This window comes from Candidatus Solincola tengchongensis, from assembly GCF_015711935.1.
In the GTDB taxonomy this organism is placed as follows: Bacteria; Actinomycetota; Geothermincolia; order Geothermincolales; family RBG-13-55-18; genus Solincola_A; species Solincola_A tengchongensis.
Genome location: NZ_JACVJJ010000061.1, coordinates 1 through 20,110, shown reverse-complemented (window position 1 = coordinate 20,110; position 20,110 = coordinate 1). Strand labels below are relative to the sequence as shown.

Here is a 20,110-nt window from a genome sequence, read left to right as displayed (position 1 = left end):
AGGCAAGAAAGACGTCAACACCTGTGTCGCATGGCCTCCGCATCCATTTCCCCACCGGGCGGAGAAGGGGCGCATCTCCGTCGCGATGCGCATCCGAAGAGGGAGCTTCTCCGCCATACGGTGGAGAAGCCCAAGCGGTTCCCGCCGGGGCCCGCAACCGCATACTCCCGCGCTTCAGCCGAAGTCGCGCTGTATGAGGTCGGCGGCAACCATCCCGGAACCCACAGTAGGGGCGATTCCTCCCCCCAGATGAGTGGAAGCCCCGGTGAGGTAAAGGCCCCTGAACACCCTGGATCGCACCCCGGGCCGGAAAGCGGCGGTGCAGGTGATGTCGTTCTGCAGCCCGTAAACCGCGCCCTCGGGGTGGAGGAGCATCCTCTCGAAGTCCTTGGGTGTGTTCACCCTGGCCACCTGGATGTGGTCACGCAGCTGCAGGCCGAAGTTGCGCTCCAGGAGCCCGAGCATCATCTCCAGGTACCTTTCCCTGTAGGTATCCCAGTCCCCCTCGGCCAGGCGGTAGGGGGCGAAGGACACCAGGTTCAGGCAGTGGTGCCCCTCCGGCGCCAGCGAGGGATCGGCGTGGGTGGGCCAGGAGATGAGCATGAAACCCCCGTCGGGCACGCGACCGCTCATGTAGTCCTGGAACCATATGCGGTTCATCTCCTGCAGGGTGGCGTAACAGAAAGTGTGGTGCGCGTCCAGGTCCGGCTTCGCGTCCAGGCCCAGCATCACCATGGGAGCGGGAATCGAGACCCGGTAGCTCTTGACCGCCCGCTTGGCCCAGGCGGGCAGCTTCTCCTCGCCGATGAGCTCCAGGTAGAGGGTCTTGGCGTTGATGTTGGAGACCACGATGCGGGACTCGATGCGCGTCCCGTCGGACAGCTCCACCCCAAGCACCCGCTTTCCCTCCGTGAGCACCTTAACCACGCGCGAGTTGAATTTTATCTCCCCGCCGAACTCCTTGTAGGCGCCTGCGATTCCCTGGGGAATGGCGATCATGCCTCCCCGCGGGTAGTAGATGCCCTCGTGTTCGGAATAGGCCAGAAAGGCCACATAACCGGGGCAGAGGGCGGGAGGCAGACCTATGAAGTAGGATTGCAGGCTCATGGAGGCGCGCACCGTGTCGCTCTTGAAAAAGCTGCACAGCACGCTCTCGAAGTTGAGCACCATGTACTTGAGGTACTTGGCCAGCTTGGGGTTGGCCAAGGCCACCCTGAGCATGTCCCTGAGGGAACCCATGGACTCGGTCATCACCTTCCCGAAGGCGAAGTTGATGGCCTCGGAACCCACGGCGGCGAAGCGTTCCCAGGAACGCGCGTCCTCTTCGGAGAAGCGGGCGATGACCTGCCCGGTCTCCTCCACGGAGACGGGGTAGGAGAACCTTCTGCCGTCGGCGGTTACGAACCCGTAAATGGGGTCTATGGGGATGAAGTCTATGTAATCCTCTGTCCTCTTGCCCAACTTCCGAAAAAGGGCGTCTATGACCCAGGACAGTTCCACGATGGAGGCCCCGATGTCGAAACGGTACCCCTGGTAATCGTAGGATGAACAGCAGCCGCCCACCTGACCGGTATTCTCCAGCACCAGGGTGCGGAACCCGTTGCGGGCCAGGTTGGCGGCGCAGGAAAGCCCTCCCAGCCCGGCCCCTATGACCACGGCGTCGTAATCCATTTATCCACCCCCGTTCAGATGAAGTAGCGGTAAGGGAGATAGGGCACCTGCTTGCCGATGTGTGCCAGGTAGCGGCGCGTGCTCTCGTCCAGGGAGAAGTAAAGAGCCACAAGCCCGGCCAGGATGCCCACTTTCAGCAGCCTCTCAAGCCTCTTTTCCATATTCATTCCTCCTCACCTTTACCCGCCTACCGTCCCTCCGGCCCGCATTCCTACGCCAGCGGCCCGGGGAGACGCACTTTTATCCGTACCGGCTTTTGTCCTCTGCCCCGCAAAGGTCCGCACAAGGGCCATTCGCCCGCAGCCTCACGGCCTCCCTGCTCACCTCCGCTCGGAGCACCAGAATCCATCACCCCTTCTCATGCCCTTATTATGCCGTTCGTTCCTGCCCTTCCGCTTCCGCACGGCCCCTTTCCCGTGAACGCCTTGCGGCTCAAACCTCCCGCCTTCACGTCGAGGTCCGGACCTCGGCACCACAAACGCAGCCCGAGGAAAGCGGCCGCTCCCCCATCACCCGCGATCCTTCAGTATGTAGCCGGAGGTGATGATCCCCGAGGCGATGGTGGTGGGCACGCCCCCTCCCAGGTGCGTGGAGCTCCCCGTCAGGTAAAGCCCCTTTATCACTCGGCTCCGGGCATGGGGACGGAAGAGGGCCAGTGAGGTGAGGTCGGAGAAGAGGCCGTAAATGGACCCCTGGGGGGAGAGCAGGCGCCTTTCGAAGTCAAGGGGCGTGGAGACCTCAAGGTAGTCGATGTGGTCCCTCACTCCCGGCATGACGAAGCGCTCCAGCTCGCGAACGGCCTCCTCCTTGTACCAGTCTTTGAGCCGATCCCAGTTGTCCCCCAAAGGGGCGTAGGGAGCGGGGGCGTTGCACAGGAAGTTCAGGATGTGGTGCCCGTCCGGAGCCAGGGATGGGTCGGCCTCCGTTGGCCAGCAGATGAGGCTCATGGCCGTGCGCGGTATGATCCCTTTGGTGTAATAGAGGTTCCATACCCGGTTCATGTCCTCGATCGAGCCGGAGACCACCGTGTGGTGAGCCTCCAGGTCAGGCTTCTCGTCCAGGCCCACGTAGATCATGGGGCATGGCATGGAGAGACGGTAGCTGTCTATGGCTTTCAGCGCCCAAGAGGGCAGGTTCTCCGGACCCACCATCTTGAGGTAAGCCACCTTGGCGTTGACGTTGGAGACGACCACGTCGGAGGTGATCTCCGTCCCGTCCTCCAGGACCACGCCGCGGGCGTTCCTCCCTTCCAGGATTATCCTCTCCACCTTGCAACCGGTGCGCACCTCCAGCCCGTGTTCCTGCCCCGCCCGCAGCATCCCCTCGGGTATGGAGATCATCCCCCCGCGAGGATAATAGATCCCCAAGTGCTCGGAGAGGGCTATGAAGCCGAATATGCCCGATCCCAGCTCCGGCGGAGCCCCGGCGAAATAGGACTGGAAGGCCACCGATCCCAGGATGACCGGGTTGCGGTAATAGGAGCGGACCACCGACTGGTGGCGTCGGGCGAGGAGAGGCAGGTAGCGAAGGACCCTGGGCGTCTTCACCACCATGGCAAGCGCCTCTCCAATCGTGTTCAGAGGAGAGGTCATCATGGCGTCCATCATCTCGTCGATCATCTCCAGGCCCAGGCTGCTGAACCTCTTCCACCCCTCCACGTCCTCGGGGGCGATGGACTCGATGACCCGGGTGGTCTCCTCGATATCCGTGGGATAGGAGAAACGTCTTCCGTCCTCGGTGATGAAGGAATAAATAGGGTCACAGGGTAGGAGGTCTATATAATCTTCCCTCCTTTTCCCCATGAGGTGGAAGAACTTTTCCATGGGATGGAGGATCTCCACGATGGAGGCACCCACGTCGAATTTGTAGCCCCGGGACTCGAAGGTGGAGCAGCACCCCCCGACGATGTCGGATTGCTCCAAGATAAGCGTCTTCATGCCGTTCTTGGCCAGGAGGGCCGCGGTGGAGATCCCTCCCAGCCCGGCCCCGATGACCACGGCGTCGTAATCGGCCATCGCCCCTCCTCCCCGCTCGACCGGAGAATCGCTTCCCGGCACCGATATCCACTTATCGGTAAGTTTTATTGAATATATAGTATTATTATACTTACCATTATAAATGAAGTAAACATAGTTAAAATCCGGCGGTGTTCGGCGCAAAAATCTCACCTTACAGAGGCGGATTGGGCCGGCGAGTTAAAGTTGGCTCCCGGGGTTTCCATTCCAGGGTGATAGAAACCTCAACCGGCATGCCCGGCAAGCCGATAAAAATTTTGAAATCCAGACGGGTTGATGATGAGCCTTTTCGGATACCGCCCAGATCGCAGGAGGTCGGCCATGATGAGAGGGCATGCGCGTTTCACCTCGTTCTTCGTGCTTTTAGCCGGCATATCCCTGATTGCCGTCCTGGCCATCGGCGGTTGCGGCAAGGCAGGCCGGGAAGGGGAGAGCGCCTCCGGTGAGGAAAGTCAGGGGGCCGAAGCCCTCGTGGGCGACGCGCTCTTCCAGGAAGTGGTAAATGCCATGCAGGGGGAGATATCCTACCGCATCTCGGCGGAATTGGACCTCCAGTTCCAGATCCCGTCGGCATCGCTCGGAAAGACGGGGCAGCCCTACATCGCCGCCCCTGCCGCCGTTCCGTATGAGGCCTTTCATCTCTCCAAAGCGGGGAAGAGCGGCTCCAAGGCGATCCTCAAGGTGGATCAGATGGCCGTCGACGAGGGAGTTCCTCCGGCACTTTTGCCCGGGGAGATGGGAAACGTATTCTACCTCATCAGCGGGACCTACTACTGGGAGGATCCCTCCGGCTGGCACGCCGAGCCCTACGATCCGGTGGGGTCGCTACCGAACCTCAACCTGCGCGGCCTGATGCCCGAGGACGTGATGAACTGGCTGGTCTATGCCGAATCCGCGGAAGCGGTGGAGGAAAAGGACAACGCGGTGGGTTACCAGGTCACGCTGGGCGAGAAGTACCTCAAGGGCTTGAAGGAACAGGCCCAGAAGAGCCTGTCGGGAGACCACCTGAGCAAAGCCATCCACAACCTGAAGGTCGTGGAGAAACTCCTTCCCGCCATGGGCTTGTTCGTGGTTGTGGACAAGGATGCCAAGCGCATCACCGAGGTGCAGTTCGCCTACGGAGGCCATTTCTCGGACGTATTCGTGGACCTGCCGGAGGACTCGCCCTTCAAGGAAATGGGCTTTTTCTACAGCAGCTTCATGATCTACGACAGTTACGGCAGCCAGTTCGACATACAGCCCCCCATCTGAGCGGGGTGGACACTTCGGTCTGGAGCCGGACGCCTTCCGCACATCCTCGCGGGGCGGACGGCATGATTGAAGGCGCTTCAAAGGCCCGTGGATAACCTCCCTTTTCCGCGGGATTAACCGTAAAGAGGCAGAAAGGGGAGTGGTAGGCAAGGAAGATCCGACCTCCCGGTCTCCATTCGGGAAACGGGCTCCTGTCGTGAAAATCCGGCGGGCGCCTCCCCCTCGCCATTCCCGGCAAGCCGGAACCCCACTCGGGGCGCCGTCCGGCTCCGGCCGTGCAGTGGAGGGCAGAGGCGATGAGGTGAACGCTTCTCGAAATACGCCGACGATGCGCTCCCGATGGATGGTTGTTCGTCCCTATCCGACCTGCGGTCGCGTTGATGAAGCGGCCCTTCTCATGGATAATTACAGCATAGCGAGGGAAAAGCCCGTGCCGCGGCTTCGGATCGAAGGAGGGCATCCATGACGCGTCGAACCGCTGCTTTCATGTCGATTTTCGTGATCCTCCTCGTGCTGCTGATGGCGCCTCTCGGGTGCGCCGGGAAGGAAGCCGAAACCCCCGCCTCGACGCTGGAGGTACCACGGCTGGACAGCGGCCCCATAAGCGGCGTGCAGGAGGACGGTGTCTGGGTCTATAAAGGGATCCCCTATGCCGCGCCGCCGGTGGGGGAGCTCCGCTGGAAGGAACCCCAGCCAGTGGAGCCCTGGGAAGAAGTGCGCCCCTGCACGGAGTACGGACCGTCCTGCCCCCAGCCGGAATGGCCATACCAGGTGCAGAGGGACATCTTCCGCATCACCGACCAAGACGAGGATTGCCTCTACCTCAACGTGTGGACCCCGGCCAAAAACCCCGATGACAGGCTCCCGGTGATGGTGTGGATACACGGAGGTGGCTTCACCGTCGGCTCCGGCTCCCAGGTGCTCTACGAGGGGAAATACCTGGCCCGCAAGGGCGTCGTGGTGGTTACCATAAACTACCGTTTGGGCCCCCTGGGCTTCATGGCCCATCCACTGCTGTCCGAGGAATCTCCCCACGGCGTCTCCGGAAACTACGGGCTTCTCGACCAGATCCAGGCTCTCCGATGGGTGCAGAGGAACATATCCGCCTTCGGAGGCGATCCGGGCAACGTGACCATCTTCGGGGAATCCGCCGGGGGAGCCAGCGTCTGCGCGCTTCTGGCAAGCCCCCTGGCGGAAGGGCTCTTCCACCGCGCCATCGCCGAGAGCGGCGCCTTCCTCTCCATGGGGATGCCCTCGGCGGGGAGATCGGAGACCCTGGAGGAGGGCGAGAAGCTGGGAAAGAGGATCTCTCACGAGCTGGGTTGCGACCGCGAAGGGGACGAGCTGGCCGCCCTGCGTTCCAAGACCCCGCAGGAGCTGATCGATGCCTTCCAGAAAGTGGGAACCGGTCTCATGGGGCGCGCTTCCATCGGGCCGGTGGTGGACGGATACGTCCTCCCCGATAAGCCGCAGGACGTCTTCGCCGAGGGGAGGCAGCACAAGGTACCCCTGCTCATCGGGAACAACGCCGACGAGGGTATGCTATTCCTGGCTGGACAATCCATCACCGCCCAGCAGTATGAGAACCTCGTCCGGCTGGCTTACGGGACCTACGCCGACGAGGTCCTCTCCCTCTTCCCGTTACAGCCCGGAGAGGACCCCAGGGCCGCCTACAGCCGCCTGTTCACCGCTATGGGCTTCGCCGCTCCCTCGCGCTTCGCCGCCGAGAAGATGGCCGAGGCGGGTATGCCCGTCTACGTATACATCTTCACCATGAGGTCAACCGTCCCGGGGACCGAGCACATGGGAGCCTACCACGGTTACGAGCTCCCCTTCGTCTTCGGCACCCTGGTGCGCTTCCTGCGCCCGGAGGACCAGTCTCTCTCGGAGATCATGATGAACTACTGGACCCGTTTCGCCGCCGGCGGCGATCCCAACGGCGGTTCGGAGCCGGAATGGCCTCGCTTCGAGCCGCAAAGTGCCGCCTACCAGGAGCTGGGAGAGAAGGTGGTTTCCCGCACCGGCTACTATCCGGAGGCCTACCGCCTGGTGCTGGAGATCAACGGCCTCTAAGGCAGGCTTGCCCCGGATACCGGGAGGACCCGAAGCGCACCGCAGGGGAGCCTACAGGGCGAACGCGGAACGTCACCCGGCGGTGCCGCCGGGAGCGGCGCTCAAGGCCGGCGCCTCGAAGCGGGCCGGAGGGCAAGAGACGCGCGCGGCGGCCGGGAGAGAAGGAGATAGAAGATGGGTGAGACGGCGTCGGAGATGCTGGAGAGCGGGGAGGAGGTGGTCTTCGACCGCCGACACTCCCTGTGGGAGATATGGAGGAATTTCCTGGCCGGGATCGCCGCCGTGGTCGCCCTGGTTCTCCTGCTCACCAGGTTCAAGCCGGGACCCTCTTCCGTCCCCGGGGAGACCAACTGGGGCTACATCGCACTCATCGGGCTGATGGCTCTGCTGTCGGTCTTCTTCTTCGCCCTGCGACCCCTCCTGAGGCAACGTGGCCAGCCGGATAAGAAATACTTCCTGCCCGCGACGGGCGCCCTGCTCACTCTCGGCGGATGGTCGGCTCTCATGTGGTTCCGCAACAGCCGAGGCTTCGCCGAGCTGTGGACCCTGGTGGCCTGGGCGGTCTTCGCGGTGGTCATGGTGGGTTGGCTGCTCCTCCCCCTCCTGCGCTGGTATTTCACCCACTTCATCCTCACCGACCGCAAGTTGATCCTCAGCTCCGGGGTGCTCAACAAGCAGTTCAAGGTCATACCCCTGGACCAGGTGAACGACATCAGCGGAAGCCAGAACGTGTGGGAGAGGATCTTCAACTACGGGGACCTGGTCATCGAGTCGGCGGGGGAGTTCGGTCAGCAGCCTTTCACCAATATAGGAAATCCGCGTGAAGTGCGAGCCCTGATACTTGAGCGGAGGAACGCCTTCCTGCAACGCAGGGCGGCCGGAGCGCCCACCGCCTCCCCCCCAACCGTCGTGGGCCCTCCGCCTACCACAGAGGGAGCTGTCAGGGAAGCCTCCGCCGCCATGGACCTGAAGCTGGTGGAGGGCCTGCGCAAGCTGGACGAGCTACGGCGCAGCGGCGCCCTCACCGAGGAGGAATTCCAGCGGGCCAAGAAGGAACTCCTGGAGAAGCTCGAAGACCAGTAGCTTTGCTCTACCTTAAAGGCATCACCATCTCGATTCGCTCCGTTTCTCACGCGTTTCTGGCTGTTCTCCCCAAAAGAGGATGCGCCGATTGTCCCCAAAAGACACCGGGCATAGATTCATGTGCGTCTTCCTTTAGGGGTGTGACCATGTTCCCGCAAGCATCACGGCTCTTTCTTGCCTGAGCCTTCCTCCCTCCTTTCTGTTGTTTCCCTTGGAAGAAAGGCTATTCGATCGGCCTGGTCTTTTCCTCGAATGGATACAAAATATTGATGCACAGCTTCGGAGACAGGTAATAATACTACTGCCGCCTCACGCCCGGGGTTACCTTTCCCGGCTGAATAGAAACGGGCTGACAAGATTCCCAAAAGCGTTGACAACGGCAGTTCTTATCGGCATTTCCATAGGCTACGAGCGGTGGTGCCATCTGCTATGTTTACCTGTTCGCCCTCGGGATTTCAAGGAATTCGGCCTTCGGGAGCGGAAAAAGAAGTTGGATTCTTTTCGGCAATCAGATTATATACCCGGGCGCGCTCTATTTTTCCTATCGCAGACCGCGGTATCTTGTCGACGAAATACACGCGGCGGGGCCGCTTGTAACCCGCCATCCGATTGCGACACCATTCGACGATCTCTTCCTCTGTAGCGATATTGCCCGGCTCCAGTTCAACCAGAGCAGCGACCGCCTGACCCCACCGTGGGTCTGGAACGCCTATCACGGCAACATCCCGTATCTTGGGATGGGATTTGATAATTTCCTCCACTTCCTCGGAGTAGACTTTTTCTCCGCCGGTGTTGATGACGTAATTCCCTCCTCTGCCGATAAGGTTGAACCTGCCGTCTTCGGACACCGTTCCCTCGTCCCCGACAAAGAACCAGCGTTTACCGTCGATTATCCTGAAATCATTGGCCGTCTTTTTCGGGCACTTCCAGTAGCCAAGAGCCATATGGCCTCCGAATACGAACTCGCCGATTTCTCCAGAGCCCGGCTTTACCTCCTTCCCGGTTTCGGGATCTATCACTTTGGCTGGAAAAAGTTGTCTGGAATAGAAGTCGCCTTTTCCGACCAATACCCGAGCCCCGGCCGACTGGATTGTTTCATCGACCCCCGAGGTGACGGAAGCGAAGGCACCGGAAGATTCGCTGGCACCCATGGCGTCGACCAGCAGAAGCCCGGGCTTGTAATCGAGCAACTCACGTTTAAGGTGCGGAGACCACCGTGCGCCAGAGGAGACGATAGCCCATAGGCTCTTGAGATCGTAATAACGACCTTCTGCCTTGGCCCTACGCAGCTCCTCAACCATGGGAAGCGCGAAAGCATCCCCGACAATCACCGCGGTATGCACTTTATACCTCTCAATCGTTTCCCAGAACTCTCGCGCATCAAAGGGATGAGGGGTTGGGAGGAAAACGGTAGTGGAAGCGATGCCGCCCAAATAAGTGAAGGCACCTTCATATCCTGCCCCGTGGAATAGAGGGGCAGCGCATAAGAATCTTATCCCCTCGCTTTGCATGATTTCGACAACCTTCAATATGTATGGGTTTCCCACAATCATCTTGAACAGCAAGAACAGGAGGTCCTTTGCGATTGACGTGCGTAAAACTTCGCGGGCCAAATTACTCGCAAGAAGTTCATCCATTATCTTTACCAGTTTGGGGTTGGAGAAAAAGAGCGTGGAGATTCCGTGAACGGTCTCGTCCGGATATTCGGCAAGCCGGTCAATGATGGGAATAAGGTTGTTGATCAACATATAATCAAGGCCACGCACTCTTTGTTCGCCGTCCCAAACCGTGCCTTTGGGATAACCGGTAGTGCCTCCTGTGTACATCAGAAAACAGAAATCGTCATTATAAACCTTCGTTTCAGGATTGGTTTCATCGTTCGACAACACGTCTTCGCAAGCAAGCATCCTTTTCGGCACGATGCTCGGCTGCTTGCCGACACCGTAAACCACAACGTTCTTGAGCCCGGGCAATCTGGGCCAAATCTCAGCGACAACCTCAGCATAAGGCTCCTCTACGAAGGCGATGACCGCATCCGAGTCCTCAAGGACGTAATGAACTTCCTCAAGCACAAACCTGGGGTTGACGTTTGTAGGTACCGCTCCTATTTTGGAGGCCGCGAAATAGACCTCTATCCATTCAATGGAATTGAAGCCCAGAATGGCTACCCGATCCTCCTTTTTGATTCCCAACGTTTCCATTCCATGGGCAAGACGATTGCAATTACGGTTGAGTCGGTCCCAAGTGAGAATGCGGTCCCCTTGAATCACGGCAGGCCTCTGCCCGAAGAGCCTGGCGAAGGCCTCCAACCTGGCTTTCCATGTGTGGTTTGTTCTCCTGGGTCCGCGATAATGTTGCCGGTAATTGGAGAAGTGGTCATGCTCAATTTCACGATGCCCCAATACTTTGACACTCATTTAAACCTCCCTCCCCTATTTTTAAAAAGGTTTATGTGAATAAGTCTTTCAAGTGCCAGGAATTGAAATTGTGCCCCGATTTATTTTGCCTTGGCATGTTTTGTGCCCGGTAACGGAAGTAATTATAAGCTATAACCCATCATCAACAATATCTTGCCCTGTTCCGGTCCGGTAATGCTAATTAAACCGAAAGACGTCCGACGGAGGAGATGCGCTTGAACTCGCCCATAACATATCCTTAGGCTTCGATCCGGACGAGATGATACCCAACAACCGCATGTCCCTACGACCAGAGCAGGGTTCCAATGGAACTCCTTCACGAACCGTCAAAGAGGATACCCCAGTAATGTTCGAAGGCCGGACTGGTGTACGGTGATGCGATCCTCATGGGCAGCACTACGGTCAAGATCGACGCTTATCCGAACACAGCCGTGGAGGTCGACCTTGTCTAAAGTCGTGGCGGCAGGAGCCGCACTCATCCCGAGAGAGGAGCAAGAGTTCAAGTGTACGGAAACCTAAAGACGGCAGCGGGCAAGTCAGGAGGGAACGATGCCAATTGCGGGGCTTCACATCATTTCATTTTGCGATTTCACCTTCACCTCTGCTCCCTTGCGGGGTGGAGGAGAGGCCGTGCCGGATGAAGTCCATGAGCTTGACGAAGAAGGCCGGCACGTCGAACCCCTTCTCCAGGAGGTGGAGGTTCCCGGCCACCTCGGCGATACCGATGAGGGCGTAGGAGACGCTAAGGGGGTCCACGGGTCGAAAGGAACCCTCCTCGATGCCCCGGCGGATGTCCTCGGCCAGGAACTCCGCTACCCTCCGGTAGGCCTCCGCTGCCTTCTCCTTCAGGCGGCGGTTCCCGGCCAGGGCCTCGGAGACCACGCTCAGGAACATGAACTGGACGTCGCGATAGCGGGAGATGAAGGAAAGGCCCTCCAGCCCGAGGCGGGTTAGGGCATCTCGCGCCTCGCCCGCGGCTTGCCCCGCTTCGGAGAGCAGCGACCGGAGGCTGCGCTCCATGGTGGCGATGAATATCTCCTCCTTACTTGGGAAATACTGGTAACATGTGCCCTTGCTCACCCGCGCCTCGGCGGCTATGTCGTCCATGGTGGCGGTGCGGTATCCCCGGGAGGAGAAGACGCGGAAGGCGGCATCGAGGATCTCCTCCTTCCTCCTCTCCTCGTCGCTCATGGCTGCCAGCCGCTCTACCTCCGCAAGTTCCCGGGCACTCTTCTTGCGCACCCTCTCCCGGAAGCGGTTCCAGTCTTCCACATCCCGGAAAGGATAGCGGTCCAGGATGCTCTTTATGCTCCTTATGGACAACCCCTCCGAGCGCATGCTCTTTATGACCATCAGGCGCTCCAGGAAGGCCCGGTCGTAATAGGACACGTTGGGCTTCTCCTTCCGGGGCACCGGGAGCAGGCCCTTGGCCAGGTAGAACTTGATGGTGCTCACCGGGAGCCCCGAGGCCCGGGACAGCTCCTTCATCTTCATGAGCCCATGCCTGCCTTTTCCCGCCATCTACCATCGACTCCCTGTAAGACCTCTACTTCATCCCTATTGTTCGTCCTTCTCCTTCGCCCCTCAGAGCACCCTCTCCCCGTGGGCGCGCACCTTCTCCCAGTCCACCTCCACTCCCAGGCCGGGCCGGGAAGGGATGCTCACATAGCCTTCCCCGTCTATCCGGATGGGCTCGGTGAGCATGGCGTCCCGTCCCTCCGGGGTCCACCCCGGTGGGTCGTAGGGATACTCGCAGTGGGTACAGTTGGGAATGGCCCCCATGAGCTGCAGGTTGGCGGCCAGCCCCAGGCCGTTGGTCCAGGTATGCGGATTGTAGATGATGTGGGCGGCCTCGGCCATGGCCGCCAGCTTGCGCCCGGCCAGTATCCCTCCGGCGAAGGTCACGTCCGGCTGGATGATGTCGTAGCAGCCCCGGTTGATGAGCTCCCGGAAATCGTCCAGGTCGTCGTTGAGCTCGCCGCCGCTTATGGGGACGGTGGTGAAACGGCGCAGGGTGGCAAGTCCCTCGTAATCCCGCATGCGCAGAGGTTCCTCCAACCAGGCCACCCCCAGCTTCTCCAGCTCCCTGGCCACGGTCATGGCCCGCTTCAGATCCCATTTGGGATAGGGCCCGAAGCCGTGGATGAGCCAGGCCTGGTTGGCATCCACCATTATCTCCACCTCGTCACCCACCGCCACGCGCACGGCCTCCACAACCGCCAGGTCCCTGCGGATGTCGTCGTATCGTATGCGCAGCTTGATGGCCCTGAACCCCTCCTCCACCAGCCTCACCGCGTCTCGGGCCCGGGTCTCCGGGTCGCGCAGCTCGCCGGTGGAAGCGTAGGCCTTCACCCGGTCGCGCGCTCCGCCCAGCAGGCGGTAGACGGGTTGACCGGTGGCCTTGCCTATGATATCCCACAGGGCGATCTCCACGAACCAGGCGCGGAAGCCGATGACCTTGGCCGAACGGAGAACCTGCACGAAGTCTTCCACGCTGAAGGGGTCCCTGCCCACCAGGAAGACCTTTATCAGCTCAGGAAAACCCTTCCATTCGCCGGCGAAGGCCACCCCGCTGCAAACCCCGTCTATGCCCTCGTCGGTCATCAGGCGGAGGATGACCGCGCTGTTGGCGTGGGAGGGCAGGCCAGGTATCCAGCTGGGGTGAAAGGGTTCGCGTAGAGGAAAATGGCAGATGTAGGCCTCGGCATCGACTATCTTCATGATCACCCCTCCCTGGAGCAGAATTCTCCCCTTCCGTGACGCATGGAAAACCGTTCCATTTTACTAATAATAGACCAAAACGCCGGATTCCCGGAACGGCGCCCGACATCCCGCAGCCGCCCGGGTGTCGCCGCCTTCGGTTACACTTCACACCGTACCCGTGCCCGATTCTATGATAAGGATTGAGGGCCGGGCGGAATGGGCGACCCTCCTCCGCGGGGTCGATGCGGAAAGAGCGACAGCGGAACGTACGACGTCGGAGGCGACGGGTTTTGAAGGGCGTGCCGGGAGAGTTCTGTGCCTTGCGGGTAATCGCCGTGGAGAGGGGGCCGGGCGAATTCCTCCCCTTCGAGGCGGCCGCCTTGTTGCTGGTGCATGGAAGGGAGGCCGATGCCTTCTCCTGCCTGGTGGACCCGGGATGTAGGCCGCCCGAATGGCTCTGCCGCCGCTCCGGCAGGGAGGAAGGGGAATACCGGAGAGGTCATGCCCCACGCGAGGCCGCCGCCGCGCTCCTCCGCTTCGCCGGAGAAAGGCCCATCCTGATTTACGCCGCGGACGGCGCGGAACTCGCCCTGCTCTCCGAAGGAGGGGGGCCGCCCACCCCGGAAAAGGTGCTGGAGCTCCGGCAACTAGCCTGGCTGGCCCTCCCCTACCTCCGAGACCACTCCCTGAAGACCCTGGCCTCCTCCCTCCTCGGCGAGGACCTCACCTGGAAGGCGGCGGAGGAAGTCCGCCTTTTGTGCCGCCTCCTTCAGTACCTCATGGATGCCTGGCGGGAGGCGCCCTCCCGCCTCCGGGCCGCCGTGAAAGGCGCTTTCTCGGAGGCAGGCAATCCCTGGCACTCCCACCTTCCCGGGGGGAGAGGGGTTCCCGATGCCTACCCCGACCTGACGGAAACCCTGCCGCGTATGGAATCTTTTCCCATTCAGGAAGTCGACCTGCCGGAGCCCGAGAACGGCGAAGACACGGACGCTTGCGGGAGCGGCGCGGAGCGCGCGGTCGATTTCCTCTCCGCCGGGGGACCGCTGTCCTCGCTGCATCCGGCATACGAGTCGCGCCCCCAGCAGGAGGCCATGGCCCGGGCGGTGGCGGAGGCCCTCGAGGATTCCGCCTTCCTGGTGGTGGAGGCGGGTACGGGGGTGGGAAAGTCCCTTGCCTACCTGGTGCCGGGAGTCCTTCACGCCCGGTCCAGCGGTTCCCCCCTCATCATCTCCACCTATACGCGCAACCTCCAGGAACAGCTCTACCACCGCGACCTTCCCACTCTCAGCCGAGCGCTGGGCACGTTCGAATACGCCCTCCTCAAAGGGAGGGGGAACTACCTCTGCCTGCGAAAGTGGTCGGAGTGGTGCGGCCAACTGTCCCGGGGCGAGCCCGTGCTGCCCCTGTACGGCCTCACCCCTGCCGAGGGGTACGCATTCCTTTCCTCTTGGATGTCACGTTCCCCCAGCGGCGATCTGGAGGAGATTTCCATCGACCTCCGGCTGGCCCTGGCGGGGGCCGCTGAACGGCTGGCTTCACAGCCCGAGGACTGCCTCCGCTCCCGCTGTCCCTTCCAGTCTCGGTGCTTTGTGGAGCGTGCTCGCGCCCTGGCCGCCACCAGCCTGGTGGTGGTGGTCAACCACGCGCTTCTCCTCTCCCAGATATGCACTTCCGGAGGAGAGACCTCGGACCTCGTCCTCCCTCCCTACCGCCACCTGGTGGTCGACGAGGCCCACCACTTGGAGGAGGTGGCCACGCAGGCCTTCACCCTCTCCTTCTCCCTCGAGGAGTGCCTGCGCCTGCTGGAGGACGGGACCGGCCCCAGAGGCCTCGCCCCGCTCTGGGAACAGCGCCTGGAGGACGAGGCCGGTCTCCGGGAACTGCGTGAATACCTGGCTCTCGCCGAGAGAACCCGCCATGCGGCGGAGTCGCTCTTCCTGCTCTCCGTGCCCCAGGCGCTGGAGCGGACACCGGGGGCTTCGCGATGGCCGGAGGACGATGAGGCCAGGAGGCTCACCGCCGGCGAACTCTCGCTCCCGCAGTGGGACGCAGCGCGGCGGGACGCGGAGGAGCTCGCGGGACTCCTGAGCTCTTTCGCCTCCTCGACACTGAGGCTGCGGGACAGGATCTCCGCCACCTCCGTCTTGGAGGAACAGGAGCTCGTGCTCTCCCTGCGCCGTGCCGAGATGTTGGCCGAAAGGGCGGGGAAGGGCCTGGAAACATTGACCATATTCTTCCTTTCCCCCCGCTCGGACGACTTCTCCCGCCACCTGCGCTGGGCGGAGGTTCCAAGGACCGCCCATGCCGCGGCCAGCGACTCGGGGCCGCGCCTCAAATGCGCCCCGGTAAGCGTGGCGGAAAGCCTTGCCGGCCTGCTCTTCCGACGGTTGGATGCCGCGGTCTTCACCTCGGCCTCTCTGCGCACCACGGGAGAGCGTAAGGGGTTCTCTTTCTTCCTTCGCCGGACCGGCCTGGACAAGATGGAGGGGGAGGGGCGGGAAGTTCGCCTCCTGGCCGTGGATTCCCCCTTCGATTACGCCCGCCGCTCCCTCCTCCTGGCGGTCCGCGACCTACCCGAGCCCGCTGCGGGCCCCGCGGCCTCCAGCCCTTACCTGGATGAGATATGCCGGGTGTGCGGCGAGGTGATCCGGGCGGTGGGGGGCCGTACCCTGGTCCTGCTCACTTCCCACCAGCAGATCGCCTACCTGCGCAGCCGGCTCGGTCCGCTCCTGGAAAGCGAGGGGATCGCCTGTCTCTCCCAGAGCCGGGACCTGCCCAACGCCCTGGTGCTGGAGAGGTTCCGGGAGGACCGCGACTCCGTCCTCCTGGCCACCGAGGCCTTCTGGGAGGGGGTGGACGTCCCCGGCGAGTCGCTCTCCGCGGTGATCATGGCCAAGTTGCCCTTCCGCCATCCGGGTGACCCCGTGGTGGCCGGTAGGGTGGAGGACCTCGAACGCCGGGGCGAGAACGGATGGCGCTCCTACTATCTTCCCCTGGCGTTGACCCTCTTCCGCCAGGGCATCGGAAGGCTCATGCGCCGTTCCACGGACCGGGGGGTGGTGGTGGTCCTGGACCCCCGTTTTCTCAAACGCTCCTACTCCTACGCCTTCCGCGCCGCCCTCCCCACCGGGATGAGGGTGGAAGTGGTGGGAAAAGAGGAAGCAGGGGAAGCGGTGAGGCGCTTCTTCGGCATGGAACCACCGCCACCCGATTGACGCCCAGGGAAGAGCGGGCCAGCGACCCGGGTACGCCTCCCGTGTACGACTGGCTCCGGAAAGGCGGAACGACCCGCCTTCTCGCGCCTCGCCGGACCTGGGAGACCAGGCCGTAAGGCGCTCAGAGCAATCCGCACCGCGGACGCGAGCCCGGCAACGGCGGAGTGAGCCGGAGCACGGCCGTCTTCCGGCATTGGAAATGGATTTGCCTTCGGCAATGGTCACCGACGGCGGGGAAGGCGGGCCCGGAAAGCCGGACCGGGGTTAAGGGACTCGCAAGACGTGATATACTCATACCGACACCGAGTCGAATCCCTGATTTTCCAGGCTTTCCAGGCATGCGGCGGGCGAGCGGAGCGGCGGCGCTCAAGTGGATCGGGAGGGGAGATGAAACCCGCAAAGACCAGGAAATCGCAGGTCACCAGGCAGAACCTCCTTGACGCGGCTCACCGCGTCTTCCGCGAAAAGGGTTATCACGACACCAAGGTGGTGGACATCATCGAGCGGGCGGGGTGCGGGCACGGAACGTTCTACGACTACTTCAAAGGCAAGGACGACGTGCTCATGGCCCTCCTGTCCGACCTCGTCCTGGAGCTGGAGCGGTTGAGCGAGTCCGCCTGGGTGCTCCTGGAGCGCATGGCCTTCGACGACTACCAGGCGGTGCGCATCCTCCTCCGCGGCATCCACGACATATTCGACCGCCACGGCGACCTGCACAACGTGTACATGGAGGCGGCTATAGAGAACGCCCGTTTCGGTGGGCTCTTCAACGACTTCCACCGCCGCTTCTCCGAGATACTGGAAAGGAAATTACTGGAAATGCAGGCCGCGGGGAAATGCAAGGACCTCGACGCGAGGATCGCCTCCCAGCTCCTGGTGACCCTCATCGGGTTCACCGTCTACGGCAGGCAGGCGGGGTTCATATCCGGCTCTCCGGAGGAAGTGGTGGAGAACCTCGCCCTCCTCATCTTCCGGGCCCTGAACTTCTAAATCCCCTGAACCGGCCGCCTCGCCCGAAGGCATAGGGCCGCATTCCGCCCCCGCCCGGGAGCCCGGTGCCTTCACCGCCCTCCTTCACGCTCTCCGTCAGCCACCCTTTTCCCTGGATAAAAATTCTACGCCGGCGAGGAGTGTCGATCATGCTCCGGCCTTCCACCAGCCTCCCTTTTGCCGCTGGGGGAGAAAACCCTTTGTCCGCCCCGACGGCGCCAGCCCTCTGTCCCGGAGTAAAGAGACGGTCTTCGTCAGGTCCTGGGTTTTTCCCGGTGGGTGAAGGCAAGGCGGGGCGGTCCTCAAAGGTCCAGGAGGTCGACGTACCAGCTCCCTTCCTCCCGCCGCAGCGGCACGCGCAGGGCCTCTCCCTCACCGAGGTCCATCCTGTTCCCCTCCCGGTCCAGGAAGACGCCCCACACGTGCACCACAGCGCGGTCCCCCTCCACATCGACCTGGAACACCGGCTCCTCGACTCCCCCGTAGGGGACGTCCTCAGTGAAACCGGCGAGAAGGACCGCTCCAAGGGTCTCGTCGTCGGCTTCCGGCATCTCCGCCCTGGCCACCTCCAGGAAAGATGGCGCCACCAGGCGCAGGAAGGCCTCGCCATCTCCCCGCATGGCCGCCCGCAGCGCCTCCTCGGCCACCCTCTCCTCCTCGCTCCGGGCCGGGGAGGCGGGCTTTCCGCAGCCGGCCGCCGTCACCGCCGCCAGGGTAAGGACTACCGCCAGAACGGCTGTCCACGCCGGAGCCTTCAAGCCGCGCATCCTCTCCCCATCCCCGCCCGGCTCATCCACACCGTCTGCTCGGAGACCTTTTTCCACCTGCCTCCCTCGCGGCGCAGGAAATACCTGATGCCCGCCCCGGTCATGGGCCCGTAGAGGGAACCGACCTCCACCACCGCCTCCCCCTTCTCCGGGTCGTACTCCATGACCGTCACCGAATGCTCCCCGTAGGTCCAGGTGTTGCGCTCTCCTTCGTGAGTGCCCACCAGCCGGCGGTATTCCTCCAGGTCTATCTCGGAGAGCACCCCTCCCTCCCATTTCCATATGCGCTGGGCCAAGGCCTCCACGGAGATGTCCCCCGTGCCGCTCGATCTCCGCATCCACACGGCGACGAAATTGCGTTCCCCCTCACGGGGCACGAGTATCTCCCGGACGGTAAATTCTGCCAGCTCGGCCTCTTCCTTCTCCACGCCTCCCCCGCCCCCGCAGCCGGGGGTCAGCAGGATTGCCGCCAGCAAAGCGAACGATAAACAGAGCGTCATTCGAAGAACCTTGACCATAGGCTGATTATAAACCCTCGCAGGGACAGCGGTGCAAAATCATCCTGTGCCCTTCTCGCAATCCCGTAGGCCACCAGAAGGAATGGATCATCCTCCGCACCCTTGCGGCAGCTCCCGTTCGTGTCCTCGAGGGATGATGAGCGCACGGTCGTCGATTCCCGGGATCGCTCGGGATGAGGGTTTCTTTTCCGCGTCTCGTGGCGGCGTGCATGGTCATGCCGCAACGGGAACAGGTTCCGGGGGGCCTTCACCGGGAAAACCGCGGGGGAGCGGACGGCCTTAAACCTAAACGATGACGCCCTTGTGCATTAGCTGATATCGGAGCCCCTCAATATGAACGGGACCGGTTTTGCCCCAACCGCGTTACGGCCCCGAAGAAGAGGGAGGGGGGATGGTCCGCACTGGCCTCCCCCCTCCTGCGACGCCGATCCTCCCGGGCTCCCCCGGCAACCTCTGAAACGCCCTTCGCCGGCTTCGCTGCGCCCGTCCCTCCACAAAGTGGAGCGCCGCCGCCTCACACGTCGCTCAGGCGCCCGCTCAGGTACTCGTCGTAAGCCGCCAGGTCCAGCAGTCCGTGCCCGGAGAAGTTGAAGAAGATGCACTTGGACTCGCCGCTCTCCCGGCACCTTACCGCCTCGTCGATGACCGCTTTGATGGCGTGAGACGTCTCGGGGGCGGGGATGATCCCCTCGGTGCGGGCGAAGGTGACCGCAGCCTCGAAGACCTCCACCTGGTGGTAGGCCCGGGCTTCCATGACCCCTTCCTTCACCAGCAGGCTGATGATCGGGGCGTCACCGTGGTACCTCAGCCCTCCGGCATGGGACGGCGGGGGGACGAACTCATGGCCCAGGGTATACATGAGCAGAAGGGGCGTCATCTCCGCCGTGTCCCCGAAGTCGTACTCGAAGCGGCCGCCGGTGAGGGTGGGGCAGGAGGTTGGCTCCACGGCAATGAGCCGGATGTCCTTCCCCTGCAGGCGGTCCACCACGAAGGGGAGGGCCGTCCCCCCGAAGTTGGAGCCGCCGCCCACGCAGCCGATGACCATGTCCGGGTAATCGCCCACCAGCTCGAAGGCCTTCTTGGCCTCCAGGCCGATGACCGTCTGGTGGAGCAGCACGTGGTTGAGCACGCTTCCCAGGCTGTACTTCACGTCGCCGCCCTGCACGGCCAGCTCGATGGCCTCGGAAATGGCGATTCCCAGGCTTCCCGGGGTGTCGGGCGACTTTTCCAGCACTTTCCTGCCCGTCTCCGTCATCTCGCTGGGGCTGGGCTGCACCTTGGCCCCCCAGGTCTCCATGAGCACCCGCCGGTAGGGCTTCTGCTGGTAGCTGGAGCGGACCATGAAGACCTGCAGCTCCAGGCCGAAGAAGCTGCAGCCCATGGCCAGGGCGCTCCCCCACTGCCCGG

14 protein-coding genes are annotated in these 20,110 nt (G+C 62.4%); 5 read left to right on the top strand and 9 right to left on the bottom strand.

Annotation, left to right across the window (positions count from 1 at the left end):
- Positions 1-174: 174 nt before the first annotated feature.
- The 3 genes from H7007_RS05330 to H7007_RS05320 all read right to left on the bottom strand — a co-directional run bounded on the left by H7007_RS05330 (position 175) and on the right by H7007_RS05320 (position 3,686).
- The gene (locus H7007_RS05330; RefSeq protein ID WP_287153674.1) at positions 175-1,671 is read right to left on the bottom strand and encodes a phytoene desaturase family protein; all 1,497 of its coding nucleotides are present in this window, start codon (positions 1,669-1,671) and stop codon (positions 175-177) included.
- Between the two features lie 14 nt (positions 1,672-1,685).
- Positions 1,686-1,832: a hypothetical protein gene (locus H7007_RS05325; protein WP_287153672.1), complete on the bottom strand. Its 147-nt coding sequence runs from the start codon at positions 1,830-1,832 to the stop codon at positions 1,686-1,688.
- Between the two features lie 348 nt (positions 1,833-2,180).
- A complete protein-coding gene (locus H7007_RS05320; protein ID WP_287153670.1) occupies positions 2,181-3,686 on the bottom strand; it encodes a phytoene desaturase family protein in 1,506 nt (501 codons plus the stop codon).
- Positions 3,687-4,007: 321 nt separating this feature from the next.
- Here H7007_RS05320 and H7007_RS05315 point away from each other — a divergent pair, with 321 nt between their 5' ends.
- The 3 genes from H7007_RS05315 to H7007_RS05305 all read left to right on the top strand — a co-directional run bounded on the left by H7007_RS05315 (position 4,008) and on the right by H7007_RS05305 (position 8,093).
- A complete protein-coding gene (locus tag H7007_RS05315) occupies positions 4,008-4,937 on the top strand; it encodes a hypothetical protein (protein ID WP_287153668.1) in 930 nt (309 codons plus the stop codon).
- Positions 4,938-5,399: 462 nt separating this feature from the next.
- Positions 5,400-7,010 carry a carboxylesterase/lipase family protein gene (locus H7007_RS05310; RefSeq protein ID WP_287153666.1) on the top strand — a complete coding sequence of 537 codons (1,611 nt, stop codon included), beginning with the start codon at positions 5,400-5,402 and terminating at the stop codon, positions 7,008-7,010.
- Between the two features lie 174 nt (positions 7,011-7,184).
- Positions 7,185-8,093, top strand: coding sequence for a PH domain-containing protein (locus tag H7007_RS05305; RefSeq protein WP_287153664.1), 909 nt, complete (start codon positions 7,185-7,187; stop codon positions 8,091-8,093).
- Between the two features lie 455 nt (positions 8,094-8,548).
- On the opposite strand, the gene H7007_RS05300 is transcribed toward H7007_RS05305, so the two are convergent.
- From H7007_RS05300 to H7007_RS05290, 3 genes are all read right to left on the bottom strand, one after another.
- Complete coding sequence (locus H7007_RS05300; protein WP_287153662.1) at positions 8,549-10,510, bottom strand: AMP-binding protein; 1,962 nt, start codon at positions 10,508-10,510, stop codon at positions 8,549-8,551.
- Positions 10,511-11,086: 576 nt separating this feature from the next.
- Entirely contained in the window at positions 11,087-12,031 is a 945-nt protein-coding gene (locus H7007_RS05295) for a TetR family transcriptional regulator (RefSeq protein ID WP_287153660.1), read from the bottom strand.
- Positions 12,032-12,094: 63 nt separating this feature from the next.
- Positions 12,095-13,231: a mandelate racemase/muconate lactonizing enzyme family protein gene (locus tag H7007_RS05290; protein ID WP_287153658.1), complete on the bottom strand. Its 1,137-nt coding sequence runs from the start codon at positions 13,229-13,231 to the stop codon at positions 12,095-12,097.
- Positions 13,232-13,512: 281 nt separating this feature from the next.
- Between H7007_RS05290 and H7007_RS05285 the strand changes: the two genes are divergently transcribed.
- Positions 13,513-16,428 carry a helicase C-terminal domain-containing protein gene (locus H7007_RS05285; protein ID WP_287153732.1) on the top strand — a complete coding sequence of 972 codons (2,916 nt, stop codon included), beginning with the start codon at positions 13,513-13,515 and terminating at the stop codon, positions 16,426-16,428.
- Positions 16,429-16,815: 387 nt separating this feature from the next.
- On the top strand, positions 16,816-17,418 hold the full coding sequence (locus H7007_RS05280; protein ID WP_287153656.1) for a TetR/AcrR family transcriptional regulator: 603 nt from the start codon (positions 16,816-16,818) through the stop codon (positions 17,416-17,418).
- Between the two features lie 302 nt (positions 17,419-17,720).
- Here H7007_RS05280 and H7007_RS05275 read toward each other — a convergent pair whose 3' ends face one another.
- The 3 genes from H7007_RS05275 to H7007_RS05265 form a co-directional block, all read right to left on the bottom strand.
- Entirely contained in the window at positions 17,721-18,176 is a 456-nt protein-coding gene (locus tag H7007_RS05275; protein WP_287153654.1) for a nuclear transport factor 2 family protein, read from the bottom strand.
- Positions 18,173-18,685 carry a hypothetical protein gene (locus H7007_RS05270; RefSeq protein WP_287153653.1) on the bottom strand — a complete coding sequence of 171 codons (513 nt, stop codon included), beginning with the start codon at positions 18,683-18,685 and terminating at the stop codon, positions 18,173-18,175. The genes H7007_RS05275 and H7007_RS05270 overlap by 4 nt, the downstream gene beginning before the upstream one ends.
- A 532-nt stretch (positions 18,686-19,217) precedes the next feature.
- A partial coding sequence (locus H7007_RS05265; RefSeq protein WP_287153651.1) for a TrpB-like pyridoxal phosphate-dependent enzyme occupies positions 19,218-20,110 on the bottom strand: 893 nt, incomplete at its 5' end.

What these genes read in the sequence shown, in the direction of transcription:
- H7007_RS05330 (WP_287153674.1), bottom strand. Translation starts at nt 1,671, where the DNA reads ATGGATTACGACGCCGTGGTCATAGGGGCCGGGCTGGGAGGGCTTTCC.
- H7007_RS05325 (WP_287153672.1), bottom strand. Translation starts at nt 1,832, where the DNA reads ATGGAAAAGAGGCTTGAGAGGCTGCTGAAAGTGGGCATCCTGGCCGGG.
- H7007_RS05320 (WP_287153670.1), bottom strand. Translation starts at nt 3,686, where the DNA reads ATGGCCGATTACGACGCCGTGGTCATCGGGGCCGGGCTGGGAGGGATC.
- H7007_RS05315 (WP_287153668.1), top strand. Translation starts at nt 4,008, where the DNA reads ATGATGAGAGGGCATGCGCGTTTCACCTCGTTCTTCGTGCTTTTAGCC.
- H7007_RS05310 (WP_287153666.1), top strand. Translation starts at nt 5,400, where the DNA reads ATGACGCGTCGAACCGCTGCTTTCATGTCGATTTTCGTGATCCTCCTC.
- H7007_RS05305 (WP_287153664.1), top strand. Translation starts at nt 7,185, where the DNA reads ATGGGTGAGACGGCGTCGGAGATGCTGGAGAGCGGGGAGGAGGTGGTC.
- H7007_RS05300 (WP_287153662.1), bottom strand. Translation starts at nt 10,510, where the DNA reads ATGAGTGTCAAAGTATTGGGGCATCGTGAAATTGAGCATGACCACTTC.
- H7007_RS05295 (WP_287153660.1), bottom strand. Translation starts at nt 12,031, where the DNA reads ATGGCGGGAAAAGGCAGGCATGGGCTCATGAAGATGAAGGAGCTGTCC.
- H7007_RS05290 (WP_287153658.1), bottom strand. Translation starts at nt 13,231, where the DNA reads ATGAAGATAGTCGATGCCGAGGCCTACATCTGCCATTTTCCTCTACGC.
- H7007_RS05280 (WP_287153656.1), top strand. Translation starts at nt 16,816, where the DNA reads ATGAAACCCGCAAAGACCAGGAAATCGCAGGTCACCAGGCAGAACCTC.
- H7007_RS05270 (WP_287153653.1), bottom strand. Translation starts at nt 18,685, where the DNA reads ATGACGCTCTGTTTATCGTTCGCTTTGCTGGCGGCAATCCTGCTGACC.